This is a genomic window from Candidatus Poriferisodalis sp., assembly GCF_965208895.1.
In the GTDB taxonomy this organism is placed as follows: domain Bacteria; phylum Actinomycetota; class Acidimicrobiia; order Acidimicrobiales; family Poriferisodalaceae; genus Poriferisodalis.
In genome coordinates this window covers 816826-831428 of sequence record NZ_OZ242363.1, presented here as the reverse complement: position 1 = coordinate 831428, position 14603 = coordinate 816826, and the positions used below count along the sequence as shown (strand labels likewise).

At 65.3% G+C, this 14603-nt stretch carries 10 protein-coding genes; 8 read left to right on the top strand and 2 right to left on the bottom strand.

The genetic code is table 11. The features are described 5' to 3' along the window. Nucleotides 1-42: 42 nt before the first annotated feature. The 5 genes from ACOGJB_RS03800 to ACOGJB_RS03780 all read left to right on the top strand — a co-directional run bounded on the left by ACOGJB_RS03800 (nt 43) and on the right by ACOGJB_RS03780 (nt 9074). Nucleotides 43-1707 (top strand): CTP synthase, encoded by a 1665-nt coding sequence (locus tag ACOGJB_RS03800; RefSeq protein WP_419839491.1) that lies wholly within the window; start codon nt 43-45, stop codon nt 1705-1707. Between the two features lie 2 nt (nt 1708-1709). Then, nucleotides 1710-2636: a tyrosine recombinase gene (locus ACOGJB_RS03795; RefSeq protein WP_419839490.1), complete on the top strand. Its 927-nt coding sequence runs from the start codon at nt 1710-1712 to the stop codon at nt 2634-2636. Nucleotides 2637-2691: 55 nt separating this feature from the next. After that, nucleotides 2692-2898: a type II toxin-antitoxin system VapB family antitoxin gene (locus ACOGJB_RS03790; protein WP_419839489.1), complete on the top strand. Its 207-nt coding sequence runs from the start codon at nt 2692-2694 to the stop codon at nt 2896-2898. Next, nucleotides 2889-3305, top strand: a complete 417-nt coding sequence (locus tag ACOGJB_RS03785) for a PIN domain nuclease (RefSeq protein ID WP_419839488.1) — start codon at nt 2889-2891, stop codon at nt 3303-3305. The genes ACOGJB_RS03790 and ACOGJB_RS03785 overlap by 10 nt, the downstream gene beginning before the upstream one ends. 114 nt (nt 3306-3419) lie before the next feature. Then, nucleotides 3420-9074 carry a DUF3320 domain-containing protein gene (locus ACOGJB_RS03780; RefSeq protein ID WP_419839487.1) on the top strand — a complete coding sequence of 1885 codons (5655 nt, stop codon included), beginning with the start codon at nt 3420-3422 and terminating at the stop codon, nt 9072-9074. A gap of 123 nt (nt 9075-9197) precedes the next feature. Here ACOGJB_RS03780 and ACOGJB_RS03775 read toward each other — a convergent pair whose 3' ends face one another. Continuing rightward, nucleotides 9198-10679, bottom strand: coding sequence for a hypothetical protein (locus ACOGJB_RS03775; RefSeq protein WP_419839486.1), 1482 nt, complete (start codon nt 10677-10679; stop codon nt 9198-9200). 79 nt (nt 10680-10758) lie between these two features. Further along, the gene (gene trpS / locus ACOGJB_RS03770; protein ID WP_419839485.1) at nt 10759-11760 is read right to left on the bottom strand and encodes a tryptophan--tRNA ligase; all 1002 of its coding nucleotides are present in this window, start codon (nt 11758-11760) and stop codon (nt 10759-10761) included. A 140-nt stretch (nt 11761-11900) separates the two neighbouring features. Between trpS and ACOGJB_RS03765 the strand changes: the two genes are divergently transcribed. The 3 genes from ACOGJB_RS03765 to ACOGJB_RS03755 all read left to right on the top strand — a co-directional run bounded on the left by ACOGJB_RS03765 (nt 11901) and on the right by ACOGJB_RS03755 (nt 14488). Further along, nucleotides 11901-12749, top strand: a complete 849-nt coding sequence (locus ACOGJB_RS03765) for a segregation and condensation protein A (protein ID WP_419839484.1) — start codon at nt 11901-11903, stop codon at nt 12747-12749. Nucleotides 12750-12819: 70 nt separating this feature from the next. Continuing rightward, nucleotides 12820-13650 carry an SMC-Scp complex subunit ScpB gene (gene scpB / locus ACOGJB_RS03760; protein ID WP_419839483.1) on the top strand — a complete coding sequence of 277 codons (831 nt, stop codon included), beginning with the start codon at nt 12820-12822 and terminating at the stop codon, nt 13648-13650. A 100-nt stretch (nt 13651-13750) separates the two neighbouring features. Further along, nucleotides 13751-14488: a pseudouridine synthase gene (locus ACOGJB_RS03755; protein WP_419839482.1), complete on the top strand. Its 738-nt coding sequence runs from the start codon at nt 13751-13753 to the stop codon at nt 14486-14488. Nucleotides 14489-14603 lie beyond the last annotated feature (115 nt).

The window sequence follows — 14603 nt, the reverse complement described above, 5'->3', positions numbered from 1 at the left end:
TAGCTTGATGACACATGCTCCACAGATCACCCCGACAACCGCGTGGCTAAGCACATTTTCGTCACCGGTGGAGTTGCCAGCTCTCTCGGCAAAGGGCTCACCGCAGCGTCGCTCGGCCGCCTGCTCGTGGCCCGGGGTCTGCGGGTCACCATGCAGAAGCTGGACCCGTATATCAACGTCGACCCCGGCACCCTCAACCCCTACGAGCACGGCGAGGTCTTCGTCACCGACGACGGAGGCGAGACCGATCTCGACCTCGGCCATTACGAGCGGTTCATCGACGTATCGCTGACGCGCGACTCGAACGCGACGACCGGTTCGATCTACCAGAAGGTGCTCGCCGATGAGCGGCGGGGCGAATACCTGGGCCGCACGGTGCAGGTCATCCCGCACATCACCGACGAGATCAAAGAGCGCATCCGAAAGCTGGCCAACAGCGACGTGGACGTGGTCATCACCGAGGTCGGCGGCACGGTCGGCGACATCGAGATCCTGCCGTTCCTGGAGGCGATCCGTCAGATGCGTCTCGAGGTCGGCCGGCAGAACATCTGCTACGTCCATGTCACGCTGGTGCCGTTCATCGGCCCGTCGGGGGAGCAGAAGACCAAGCCCACCCAGCACTCGGTCACCGAGCTGCGCAGTCGCGGCGTGCAGCCCGACGCCATCGTGCTGCGCAGCGAGGGTCCCATCGAGGACGGCTTGCGCAACAAGATCTCCAATCTCAGCGATGTCGAGCTCGCTGGCGTGGTGAACGCCCCAGACTCGTCGGTTCTCTATGAGATCCCGATGGTGCTGCGCGCCGAGGGACTCGACAGTTTCCTGTGCGGGATCCTTGGATTCGAAGACGTCGAGCCCGACCTGGCTGAGTGGGAAGCGATGATCGCACGCATCAAAGCGCCCCAGGCGAAGGTGCGCATCGGCATTATCGGCAAGTACGTGACCCTGCCCGATGCCTACCTGTCCGTCGTGGAGGCGCTCCGCCATGCGGCCTCCCACCACGGCGTGGAGGTCGACATCGAGTGGATTCACTCAGAGGAGATTGAGGGCCTGCTCGCCGCGGGGAGGCTGCGGCACCTCGACGGGATGGTGATCCCGGGAGGGTTCGGCTCGCGCGGCATCGAAGGCAAGATCGCTGCGGCTGCCTACTCGCGCGAGCACGACATCCCTTGCTTGGGGCTGTGCTTGGGACTGCAGGTCATGGTCATCGAGTTCTGCCGCAATGAGCTGGGCCTGCTGGGTGCCAACTCGACCGAGTTCGATGCCAACACGTTGCACCCGGTGATTGATCTCATGCATGCGCAGCGGGGCATCCAGGACATGGGCGGCACGATGCGGCTCGGTGCCTATGTGGCCCGGCTGGCGCCCCGCAGCCGTGTGGCTGCCATGTACGGCGACACGCTGGTCAACGAGCGGCACCGGCACCGCTACGAGGTGAACAGTGCCTACCGCCAGCGGATGGAAGAAGGCGGCCTGCAGTGCAGCGGGCTGTCGCCCGACGGGCGGTTGGCGGAGTTCATCGAGCTGGACGGTCACGCGTTCTGGGTGGGCACGCAGGCCCACCCGGAGTTCAAGAGCCGGCCGAACCGCCCCGCCCCGCTGTTTTGCGGTTTGGTGGGCGCCGCACTGGCTCGTGCCGAGGGACGCAATCCGCAGCTGCTGCCGGCATCTTCTGGAACCGGGCCGCTGGTCAACGACCCCTTGGGCTGAGGGTGGCCGGCGCACTGGCCCTCGAAGCCGAGGACTATCTGGGCTGGTTGTCAAACGAGCGGGGTCGAGCGGCGCGAACCGTGGCGTCGTACCGGGCCGACCTCGATTCTTTCGCCGGGTGGTTGGAGGCGCGCGGCAGCGGCCTGCTCGATGCCGCCTCATCCGACATCGCCGCCTACTTGGCGTTCCTGCGAGACGACCTCGGGCGAGCTCCCTCGACGGTGGCCCGGGCCGCGGTCAGCTTGCGAGGCCTCTACCGGTTCCTCGTGGCAGAGGACCTGGCGCCAACCGATCCAGCCGGTGCACTCGACGTGCCGCGCACCCCGGCGGGACTGCCCCGGGCGTTGCGGCGGGATCAGGTTCTTCAGCTGCTGGCCTCCCCGGTGGGAGACAGCCCGCTGGCGCGGCGCGACCGGGCGATGCTCGAAGTGCTCTACGGCATGGGCCTGCGGGCCAGCGAGCTGGTGGCGCTCTCGCTTGGCGACGTCGACCTCGACGAGCGGCTGATGCGGGTGTGGGGCAAGGGTGGCAAGGAGCGTGTCGTGCCCGTGGGGCGTCACGCCGCCGATGCGGTGGGCGAATGGCTGAGCGGTGCCGGCCGTGGCGCCGTCGAGCCGCCTGCCTGGCGGACGAGGGACGATTCCGCTGCGCTGTTTCTGAATGCCCGGGGCCGCCGCATTACCCGCCAGGGCGTGTGGCTGATTGTGCGCCGCCACGGCGACCGCGTCGGTCTCGGTCCCGATCAGCTGACGACCCACGTGCTGCGCCATTCATGCGCCACGCACATGCTCGACGGCGGCGCGGACATCCGCAGCGTGCAGGAGTTGCTGGGCCACGCCTCCATCTCGAGCACCCAGCGCTACACCGCCGTCTCCCAGGAACGGCTGACCGAGGTCTACCGCCAAGCACACCCCCGCGCCCGCTACTGACACACGAGCGCGACGACGTATATATGAATAAGGTGACCTGGATATACTACGGCTCGTGACGAAGCGGCTCATTGACATCGACGACGCACTGCTGGAACAGGCGCGGCAGGTGACCGGCGCCGCCACCATGAAGGACACCGTGAATGCCGCGCTGCGGCACACTGTGGAGGCACAGTTGCGCCTCAGGCACGTACGCCGTCTCGCGGACCTTGACGGCACCGATCTTGCCGATGAAGGCGTGATGGCCGCTGCATGGCGCTGAGACCGCTGTTCCTAGCGGACAAGAGCGCGCTGGCGCGCATGCACCACGATGAGGTCGCGAACCGGCTCTCGCCCCTGATTGTCGACGGGTACGTGGCGACATGTCCCATCGTCGATCTTGAGGTCCTGTACAGCGCTCGCTCACTCCAGGACTACGAGTCGATCGCAGCGGAACGTCGCGCCATGACGTCGTTTCCGATCACCGAGGTGATCACCTCGCGGGCGCTGGAAGTTCAGCATCAGCTAGCGCAACGCGGTCAGCACAGGGTCGCACTGCCGGACTTGTTGATCGCCGCAGTCGCCGAGCTGAACGGCCTGACGGTCCTTCACTACGACGCCGACTACCAACGGATTGCTGCGGTGACTGGCCAGCCGACCGAGTGGATCGTGCCCCGGGGTTCGCTCTGACGTCTTGGACGCGTCAGGCCCTGCTTCGGCCACTTGGACTGATCCTGCGACCCGGCGTGCAGAGCTTGAACCCTTGCAGATGTAGCTCGTGCAACAATGAGCAAGACTGATTGCATGGCTGGCCGGGATCACATCCGCGAGCACCTGCGTCGATGGCGCGAGGAACTGATCGATCTCAGCCGGAGAAATCGGCTGCTGTATTTCAGGCACCTGCGGTCGGGTTCGCTCGAATTCGAGCAGGCAGCCGGGGACGTGTGGCGGCGCCTTCGGCGAACCGGCTCATCGGGCGGTTGGGGCGTCTTTCTCCCATCTCCCGAGTCTGACGACGGAGAGGTGATCGACCCTGAGGTTCCGCCGCAGCCGTCTCCGAGGACCGACGAGCTAGTCGTGGTCGAGAGTCTGGGGAAGAAGCGCTCCGACATCGAGAAGAGCCTCAGAACGCTTCGAAGCAAGTCTCGCTCCGAGTTCATGGACACCGGTCTCCATGTGCTTTATCTCGGGCTCGGCATGCTCAGTTGGCCCGAGCCGGGAAGTGACGAGACGGTCCACAGCCCGCTGTACTTGCTCCCTGCCCAACTTGAGCATGACGCCGTCACCGGCGCTTGGCGGCTGATTGAATCCGCAGATGCTGAGCCCGCCATCAATCCGGCCTTGGCAGCGGCACTCGACAGGAACTACGGCATCAAGTTGCCCACGCTGGACGAACTGGGCGACGACAGCTACACCGAGGCAGTCGAGGCACTTCGCACGAAGCTGCCCGACCGGGAAGCCTGGGCCATCGACGAGCGCGTCGTGCTGAGCACCTTCAGCTTCCACAAGTACGCGATCTACCGCGATCTCGAGGAGAACGAAGACCGGGTCGTTGCCCACGATCTGATCCAGCTTCTCGTTGAGGGGCCGACGAGCGAAGTGCACGACGCAGTCGACTTCGCGCCGGTGCCGGAGGAGCACCTGGATCAAAGGCATCCCCCTGAGGAGCTCGCGTGCATCCTCGACGCGGATGCGTCACAGCGCCAGTGCGTTGTCGCCGCTCGAGCAAGCCGCAGCTTCGTCATGAGCGGCCCACCGGGCACTGGCAAGTCGCAAACGATTGCCAATTCGATCGCGCAGCTCCTCTATGACGGCAAGACGGTCTTGTTCGTCTCAGAGAAGGCGGCTGCGCTCGACGTCGTGCTCAAGCGTCTTGCTGATCTTCACCTCGATGAATTCGTGCTCGAGCTTCACAGCCACAAGGCGACACGCAAGGCCGTCGCCCAAGAACTCGGTGCGGCCTTGACGAAGCGCCCGAACGCGCCAGTTGGCTTCACCGATGACGAGCGGGACCGCGTCGCCGAACTTCGCCGGCTGCTGACTGACCACGCAATCGCCGTCAATGAAGTTCGCCAACCGCTCGGTCGCAGCGTCCACGACGTCGTCGGCGAAATCGTCAGTGTCGATTCATCTCCGGTTGCCCCGCTCACGACGCTTGAGGCATCTGATCTGTCTGCCCGACGCTTCCGGACGATGCTCGAACAGGCTGAGCGGCTCAGCGAGAACTGGGCTCCATTTGAGCGCGGGAGCGCGTTTCTCTGGCGCGAAATGGTCCAGAACGACGTATCTCGGACGAGCGTCGTTCAATGCCGCTCTCTCGTGGAGGAGCACCGATCAGCAGCAGCAGCTCTCCACAGCCTGTGCAAGGAGATCCACGAGGAATTGCACATCGTGGATGATCCCGCGCTAGGTGACATCGATTGGCTCTCGGCGTTGATCGATCTCATTGAACGGCGGCCTTCAGTGTCGCCGGACTGGCTCACGGTCAGCAGTCACGACGCCGTCAGCGAGCAAGTCAATCACCTCGCCGATCTGGTTGACGCGCTGCAAAGGGTCAAGAGCGACCTGAGCGCGTGGCAGTCCGAATGGCGTGAACTCGACCCGGTCGCGTCCGCCCAGCTTCTGCAAGCCTTGGCAACGGCAGAAACACTCGACCCGCCGGTGAGTGCCTTGCGGGATCGGGCGGTGTCCGAACTTCAGGATGTTCGATCCGCGTGCGACGCTGCAACACGGCACATCGAGGCTGCTCGAGGGCACGCATCGTCGCTGCTCGACGCCTTCGAGTTCCGCGACGAGGCCACCGTGGGTTCGTTGGCGACGCTCGCCGACTTGGGCAAGCTCGCCAGCTCGGAGTCGCCGCCAGAACCGAACTGGTTCCACGGGGATCGGCTGCGTATGGCGCGCGCTGCCGTTTCTGCACTTGAGCCACTTGTCACGCAATGGCGCGACTACGCAGCAGAACTCAGGCACACCTTCAAGCGCGGCGTCCTTGAACTTGAACTTGCGGGGCTGCGGCAACGTTTCGGCGCGCTGCATCGAGGTGTGCGCAAGCTCAGCAAGCAGTACCGGCGCGACAAGCGAGACCTCGCATCGGCCACCGTGATCGGCGCCGTCACCAAGCAAGTGATCGAACGTCTCGATGACGCTGTGCGGTGGCAGGAAACCGACCAGAAACTCAGGAGCGAGATCACTCGTCACGCTGACGCTCTCGGCGAGTACTGGCGGGGCATCGACGATACGGACTTCGAGCAGATCAGACGGGCGACCGGCATCGCTGATCAGGCAATTGAGAGGTCAGGCGGCACGGTCAGCCGGGAGGGCCTCGCCCGGGTCCTTGGTCGCGGTTCGGAACTTGTCGCCGTAGCGGTAGCAACCGCTGAGCAAACAGCCGACGAGATTGCCCAATTCCGAGGTTGTCGACTGCAAGCGGTGGAGCGACGAGCGATCGAGGAGCTTCAACGCCTTGCAGTGCCCGCTGCTGTCAAGTGGTGTCAGGACCAGAACGCGGTCCTCGGCGACATCGAGACAGCCGTCGCCGGTGTTGTCGGAATGGTCGGCAGCGCGGTGACGGTGAATAAGGCCGTTTCGATCCTCGGCAAGCGGACTGAGCACGCACGGCTCGTGGAAGCTGCTGATGAGTCAATCGGACCGCTGCGCGAGTATCTCGCCGAATTGGCAACGGCGCCTCAGGCCGAGTCGTTGCGCGAAGCGTCGGCATGGGTGCGCGAGGTGCGCGGGCACTTCGCGATGAAGAATCCAGATGGCGGCAACGATGTCGCGCCGGGGCCGGAGACTGCAGCTGCGATCTTGGTGACACCGCTCACGTCGGCTCGCATAGCCCAAGCATTCGGCCAAGCTGAGCGCTCTCGCGAGCAACTGCTCGAGGTCTTCCAGGCGGACTACGCCACCTCGATTCGCGCACGACTCGCAGAATCATTCGACGCGGCGTTCGACTTGCTGGACGGGCTGGCATCAAGCGTCGCCGATGTCGAAGTCTGGTCGCACTTCGACCAGTCGCAGCGTGAGCTTGCACAGCTCGGCCTCCAACCAGTCCTCGACCTCTGCGAGCGCCGCTCAGTCTCGGGATTGGACATCCCGCGCATTGTGAAGCATTCGGTGCTACGACGCTGGGGAGACGCCGTCATGAATAGCGATCCCCGACTGGGGGCGGGTATCGCGCTCGATCACAACCGGATTCGTCAGGAGTTCCAGCAACTCGACCGCAGGTTGGTGGAGCTGTCGGCCTCCGCCGTCATCAACGCGTGTGCGCAGCGTCGGCCGACGTCAGTAGCCGGCGGTGCAGGACTCATCAAGCGCGAGGCGCAGAAGTCGAGACGGCACTGGCCAGTGCGTCGGCTGCTTGACGAAGCAGGCGATGCGGCGCGACGGCTGAAGCCGTGCTTCATGATGAGTCCGCTGTCGGTGTCACAATTCCTGCCGTCTGACCTTCGGTTCGATGCCGTCATCATCGATGAGGCTTCTCAGGTCACCAAGTCGGACGCTGTGAATTGCATCTACCGCGGCCGCCAGCTCATCGTCGCAGGCGACGAGAAACAGCTGCCCCCCACCAACTTCTTTGCCAAGCTGGTCGACGACGATGCTGACGACGGAGACGATGGTCCGGACGACTTCGAATCGATCCTTGGCGACTGCAAGGCGCACGGATTCCCCGACCTGCCGCTGAGGTGGCACTACCGCAGCCGCCACGAGCACTTGATCGCATTCTCAAATCGCAGCTTCTACGAAGGCGAGTTGCAGACTTTCCCCAGTGCCGATTTCGACGCACCAGACCTAGGGGTCGAATTCTTCCGTGTCGACGGCATCTACCGGCGCGGAACGACGAGGGACAATCGCGAGGAAGCGGCGATGGCGGTCGCGCGCATTCTGCATCACCGGCGGAATCACCCGAGCCTGACGATCGGTGTCGTAGCGCTTTCGTCTGCGCAGGAGGATGCCGTTGAACGCGAGTTGGAGCGCCAAGCGCGCGGCGAGCCCGAGTTGAAGGGCCTGCTCGATAGCGATGACCGCTTGTCGGGCCTTTTCGTGAAGAACTTGGAAACCGTTCAGGGTGACGAGCGCGACATCATCATTCTCACTGTGGGCTATGGCCGAGACGAGAACGGCAAGCTCACGATGGGTTTTGGGCCGCTCAACCGAAAAGAAACCGGCTGGCGTCGGCTCAACGTCGCCGTGACGAGGGCTCGACGGCGAGTCGAGGTCATCGCGTCCATCTCGGCCGGTGACATCGTCTCCGACAACCCATCGATAGTGCATCTTCGCCGCTATCTCGACTATGCCGAGCGCGGCCCCCAAGCGCTCGCTCTCGAACCTGCAAGTTCGCAGGGCGATGTCGAGAGTCCATTCGAAGCCGACGTGCTGCGGGCAGTGAGAGAGATGGGCTACGAGGCTGACCCGCAAGTCGGTGTCGCCGGATACCGGATCGATATCGGTGTCCGGCATCCCGACCGACCGGGTGCATATGTGCTGGGTATCGAGTGCGACGGCGCCAGCTACCACTCCTCCAAGGTGGCACGGGACCGTGACCGGTTGCGACAGGACGTACTCGAACGTCTGGGCTGGACGATCTACCGGATCCGGAGCACATTGTGGTTCACCAATCGCGCCGCAGAAGTGGCCAAGCTCCGCGAGGCACTCCAGCGAGCCATCGATGCATCGGCCGACGACATGGTGAGTGTGACGGCGCGTCACGTGTCTGCAGAGACCACGCTTGATCCCGGGAGTCCCGGAGATTCGCTCGAGCCGGTCACGGTGCCGTGGGAGAGCGGCCAAGGCGGCTGGCCGGACGACCCGGGGCTTGGTGGTGGCAGCCGAGAGACTCACCGGGACGACGCTCTGCACGTGGTATTCGACGAGATCGAATTCGATGCGGTCCCAGAATGGGCGACGCCCTACGACGCACCTCAACTGCCCCGAGTACAAGGTGACGGGTGGGAGTTGCATGACCCCGTTTCGCGGCCAGCCGTCGCGGACCAAGTGCTCCGTATCGTCGACGATCATTCGCCGATCCACCGAGAAGATGTTCTGCGCGCTGTTCGGGAATCATGGGGACTTCAACGCGCTGGCGCACGTGTGCGCAAGGCGTTCGACGAGATTGTTGACCAAGCTCAAATCGATGGCCGCATAGAAGCTCGCGGCGTGTGGCTGTCCAGCAGCGTTGTCGAGGTCGCTGTACGCGTGCCCACGTCATCTGAAGCGCCGCGCCGCGCGGTGGCGCGGGTCCCCCCTGCGGAGATCCAAATGGCCGTTCGCTGCATTCTTGAAGATGCGGGTCCTTGCGACCGGGATGATCTCTGCCGAGAATGGGCACGCATCTACGGCTGGAAGCGGACCGGCTCCGACATCGATGGTGCATTCGATCAAGCAGTCGAGGCGCTACGGGATACCGGTGTGGTTATCGGCCAGAACCCGTTGCGTCTCGTGGCGAAGCCTGGCGAGTAATCGGAGAGTCTCGATACTCCCGTGCTCGCCGGCGCATGAGCTGAGAGCTCCAAGGCGTCCGATCTGTCAGTGCCGACGGCTCGTCGGAAAGGCTGTTGCTGCCCGACGCTTGCCCGAGCGCCGTCAGGGACTGCGTGCAGCAGCTTGTCGACTGGCGGAATTGTGATCAGGCGCACCGTCTTCGAACTCAGGAGACGACAGTCGAGGTTGCCCGTCGGATCGGGTGTGAATCTTGCGTTCGTGCGTGTGAACGTCTCGGTGGCACGGCTCGCAGAGTGAGGCGAGATTCGGAATCTCGGTGAGGCCGTCGTTTTCGAAGTAGTCGATGTGGTGCGCTTGGGTATGTTCGGAGGTGAGTTCGCAGCCGATACAGCCGCCGTCGCGTGCTGCGAGCACGAGCCGTTGGGCGTCGTTGGCGTTGCGTGTGCGCCCCAGCGCAAGCTGCGACCAGTCGGCCGAGAACATGGCCGGCAGCACCTTGGCGTTCACGCCGTACTCGACGAGCATCTGCGCTGACAGGGGAGTGCCGTCGTCGAGGCGGGGGTTGGCGAGCCGGTCGCTGGCGATGTCGTAGTCGGCGATGATGAGCAAGTTGGTTGCAGCGCGCCGGGCGGCTTCGTTGCCCAGCAGCAGATCGCACAAGGCATCGGCCGTGAGCTGCGCCCGTGACGGAGCGTCGTCGTCGCCGCTGTCGTCAGGGTTGTCTTCAGCATGGCGTTGGCGCATCGAGCGCACCGCAGCCTGCAGGGCCGCGCTGAGCTGGCGCCCGGCGAGGAAGTCGAACTTGCCGCGCAGGTGCCACATGCCGTCGTCGCCCATCCGCAGCGACGCCGAGCGCTCATGACGCTGCAACGCCAGCTCGGCGTCGATGGGGCTCAGATCCTTGGCGGCAGCCTCGGCCGCCAGTTCGTCTGCGATCTGCAGGCTGTAATTGGCGAGCGGGTGGCGGGCAATCGTGTCGGACGGGTAGGCGCGCGCCAGTTCCAAGAAGTCGTCTTCGCTGCGGCGGTGCTTCTTGGGTGCTTCGCGGGCGATCACCTTCGCATGGGACATATGAATCTCGCCGGCCTGCATCGCGTCGAGCGTGTCGGTGAAGCCCTCTGAGACCAAGCTCTCGGCCAGGCGGGCCTCGGAGCGGGCCTGCGCGCCGTTCATGCGTGTCTGGTCGCGTAAGACATACGCGGTGGCTTGTGCGCCGTAACGCGACGTCATCTCGCCCACCGCCGCTAGATAACGGCCCTCGATGCGAGCGCGCTCAGCGGTCAACTCGACCAGCAGATCCGTGAGTTCACCAACGTCCAGCGCATCTAGATCGGCATCGCAACTGGCCGCATTGCCGCCGACTATCGCGCCGTCAGCAGCACATCCAGCGGCAGTATCACGCCGCTTGGCAACCTCTGCGGCCGAGAACGCGCTGAGTGAGCTGTTCCGATGGTCGGCGGAACCGGCGATATCTTCGACAGGTCCGAAATCGCCACCCGCCCACACCGCCGCCTCATTGGGCCATGCCGAACCGGCAGTGGGCCATGCAGACGCAGTGTCGACGCTGGCTTCGGGTGCATCCACATAGTCAGGAGCGAGTTCTCGCACGACATCGCCGAACATGGAGAGAGCATACACCCGTTTGCGGACAAAAGCAAACATCCGCGCGCACGAATCTCAGCGAGATTCGCGATGGGCTCCGCTACTTGGGCAGGAAGCCCATCGATTCCTTGGCGCGAGCCAAGGTGACGCACGCCACGGCCTCGGCTTTGTCGGCACCGGCGGCGATGATGCGGGCGAGCCCGGCGGGGTCTGCATCGAGTTCGGCCCTCTTAGCGGCGATGGGCTCGAGCATGGCGACGACCGCGTCGGCGGTGTCGGACTTCAGGGTGCCGTACTGGCGGTAGCCCGTTGTGGCCTCAGCGGGGCTGCGACCCGTGGCAGCGCCCAGGATCGACAGCAGGTTCGACACGCCGGGCTTGTTGTCGGGGTCGTATCGCACCTCGCTTTCCGAGTCGGTCACCGCCCGAGCGAACTTGCGTGCAATGTCGGCAGGGTCGTCGAAAATGCCCACCGATCCTTGGGGGCTCTCGGCAGACTTGGACATCTTGGCAGTGGGGTTCTGCAGGTCCATCACACGAGCGCCGACCGTGGGAATCGCTGCCTCAGGAATCACGAACGTGTCGCCGTAGCGGCTGTTGAACCGTTGTGCCACGTCACGGGTCAGCTCGAGGTGCTGGCGCTGGTCGTCGCCCACCGGCACCCGGTCGGCGTCGTAGATCAGAATGTCTGCCGCCATCAGCGCCGGGTACGTGAACAGGCCCGCGGAGACATGGTCGCCGCCGTGGTCGCCTCCCTCGGTACGGGCCGACTTGTCCTTGAACTGGGTCATCCGGCGCAGTTCGCCGAGCGACACCGTGCACTCGAGCAGCCACGACAGCTCGGTGTGCTGGGGGACGTGGCTCTGGACGAACAGCGTGCAGACGTCGGGGTCGAGGCCGACCGAGATCAGCGTGGCCATCGTGCCAAGCGTCGCAGCGCGCAGTTGCTGCGGATCCTGCTGGATGGTCACCGCATGCAGGTCGACGGCGCAATAGAACGCGTCGGCATCGTGCTGGTCGATCGCCCATTGGCGCAGCGCACCGAGATAGTTGCCGAGGTGTACGTCGCCGGTGGGCTGGATGCCCGAGAGCACTCGTGTCATGGCGCCTGACGGTACCGGAACGGTGTTCGCCGACCGCAAAGAATTCGGCGGGCCGGGCCTGCCAACCTCACAAGAGACGTCGGTGGCAATCGGGCAAATATCCCAAGCGCTCACCACATGCCGCGGTACCTTCGGGCCGCGTGACCCACGAGGTGCACACCGAGGCCTTTGCCGGCCCGCTGGATGTGCTGGTGAAATTGGTTGTCTCCCAGGAGGTGGACATCTGGGAGGTGTCGTTGACGCGCCTGGTCGACGACTTCGTCGCCGTCATGGCCGCCATGGACGATGACCACCCGAAACACGAGCGGGAAATATTGGGGGACGCTGTCGGCCACACCGTCGGCGACGGCAGGATCGACATCGACGCTGCCAGCGCGTTCGCCCTGCTGGCTGCGACCTTGATCGAGCTGAAATCCCGCCGGCTGCTGCCCACCCCGCCGGTCGAGTTGGACCTTGAGGAAGAACTGGCGGCGTACGGACTGCGAGACACCGCATTTGCGCGGCTGGTCGAGGGTCGCACGTTCGGCGCAGCCGCGAGCCTGCTGCGTGAGCGCTGGGATGCCGCAGCGCTGCGGTGGCCCCGTAGCGCGGGTCCCCCCGAGTCTTTCCTGGCATTCGCACCGGATCTGCTCTCAGGAGCGTCTCGAGAAGACCTTGCCGCAGCGATGGAACGGGTGCTTGCGCCGCGGCCGGTACCGCAGGTCGACCTCAGTCACCTGAGGGCCGCCGGCATCACGGTGGACGAGGCGGCTGCAAAGCTCGTCGATCGACTCGCATCCATGGGCTCGGCGACGTTCCGTGAGCTCACCAGCGAGATCACCGAGCGCATCGTGGTGGTGGTGTTTTTCTTGGCAGTGCTCGAGCTGTTCGGATCGGGGCTTGTCGAGCTGACGCAAGCTGAGCGCTTCGGCGACATCGGCGTGGATTGGATCGGCGACGGCGTGGCGCTGCCGGCTGTAGCGGGCGGCTTCGGAGAAGACGCTGCGTGAGCGGCACCGCGCAGACCACAAGGTCGTACGCGCGCACGCACGCGCAGGGTCGCCGCGTCGAGGACGTTTCGTGAGCGGCACGCTCCCGCCGACCGGGGCCGCGCGAAGTCTGAGATTGGTCAGCGACGAGGGTCGTACCGTCGTCGAGCCTCGCGATGCACCAGCCGATCCGGCCGCTGCGCCACCGGCCCAGCCACCGGCCCATCCTTCGATCCCCGCCAGCGGCGGCACGCGCGATGGCGCATCGCAGACGCACAACGGCTTCGCAGACATCGCGGCTGAATCCGGGGTCGGAGACCCGCAGTTCGACGGGTCGCGTTCTGTCGATGACAGCGAGCTGTACGCGGCTATCGAGGCGGTGTTGATGGTCGCGACCGAACCTGTGCCGGCCGATGTACTGGCCGCGGTAACCGGGGCACCCACCGCAGACGTCCACACGGCGTGCAACGAGCTCGCCCGGGAGTACGGGAGGGCCGAACGCGGCTTCACCCTGATGCAGGTTGCCGGTGGCTTCCAGCTGCAGACCGCGGCGGCAGTCGCGGAATACGTTGAACGCTTCGTGGGCTCCCGCCGATCGGCCCGGCTGTCCGCTGCAGCGATGGAGACACTGGCAGTCGTGGCCTACAAGCAGCCGATCTCACGTGCGCAGATCAGCGCCATCCGGGGTGTCAATGCCGAGGGCGTGGTCCGCACGCTCGCCGACCAAGGCTATGTCGCCGAGGTTGGCCGCGACCCGGGTCCGGGCAACGCTGCCCTGCTGGGCACGACGACGATCTTTTTGGAGCGATTGGGCCTCCACAGCCTCGACGAGCTTCCGTCGTTGGCGGAGCTGAGCCTGGACACCGATGCGGTAGAGGCCATGGACCGCGAGGTTGCCTCCCTGGGCCCGAGCGGCCCGTGAGCCCGTATCGATTCGAGACTGGGAACATGAGCGGGAAGCGGCGGGCAGCGCAGCCAGAAAGTTCGCCTCTCCTCGCATGTGCGGTGCCCGGCCAGACGATGTGACCCCTACGGACGGGCCGAAAGACGAACCGGAACGGCTGCACAAGGTCATGGCCCGCGCCGGTGTTGCGAGCCGTCGCACGTGCGAGGAGCTGATCGCAGCCGAGCGCGTCACGATCAACGGCAAGACCGCCCGGATCGGAGATCGCGCAGGCCCGGCTGACCGGATCGAGGTCGACGGCGCGATCGTCACGTGGGACGCGGCGACGGTCCACTACCTGGTGAACAAGCCGCGTGGCGTGCTGAGCGCAGCTTCCGATGATCGGGGAAGGCGCTGCGTGACCGATCTGGTCCCCGCAGGAGTGCGCATCTACCCGGTCGGGCGGCTGGACGCCGACTCTGAAGGGCTGATCATCGTGACCAACGACGGCGAGCTGACCCACCGGCTGACGCATCCGTCATGGGGAGTCGCCAAGGAGTATCTCGCTCACGTGGACGGGGTGCCGTCGCGCGGGGCACTGGCACAGCTGCGAGCTGGCGTCGAGCTCGACGACGGCCCGACGGCGCCGGCCGTGGTGTCGATGCCGCAGCCGTCGGTGCTGCGCATCGTGATACATGAGGGGCGCAACCGTCAGGTCAGGCGAATGTGCGATGCCGTGGGACATCAGGTGCTGCGTCTGGTGCGCACCAGAATCGGCCCCCTCTCCGATCCCGCCCTGGCCCCCGGCGAGCACCGGCGGCTCACCGACGACGAAATCCGTGAGATGCACCGCGCCGCGCAACGGCGCGGTGGTTGATGTTGGCCGCGCAGCGGCGCGGTGGTTGATCTTGGCCGGCGCAGCAGTGCGCTGCGCCGGCGGCGACGCAAGGTGCGTTCGGCGTCTTCGCTGTGCCACAGGCAGCGACCACAAT

What these genes read in the sequence shown, in the direction of transcription:
- ACOGJB_RS03785 (WP_419839488.1), top strand. Translation starts at nt 2,889, where the DNA reads ATGGCGCTGAGACCGCTGTTCCTAGCGGACAAGAGCGCGCTGGCGCGC.
- ACOGJB_RS03780 (WP_419839487.1), top strand. Translation starts at nt 3,420, where the DNA reads ATGGCTGGCCGGGATCACATCCGCGAGCACCTGCGTCGATGGCGCGAG.
- ACOGJB_RS03775 (WP_419839486.1), bottom strand. Translation starts at nt 10,679, where the DNA reads ATGTTCGGCGATGTCGTGCGAGAACTCGCTCCTGACTATGTGGATGCA.
- trpS (WP_419839485.1), bottom strand. Translation starts at nt 11,760, where the DNA reads ATGACACGAGTGCTCTCGGGCATCCAGCCCACCGGCGACGTACACCTC.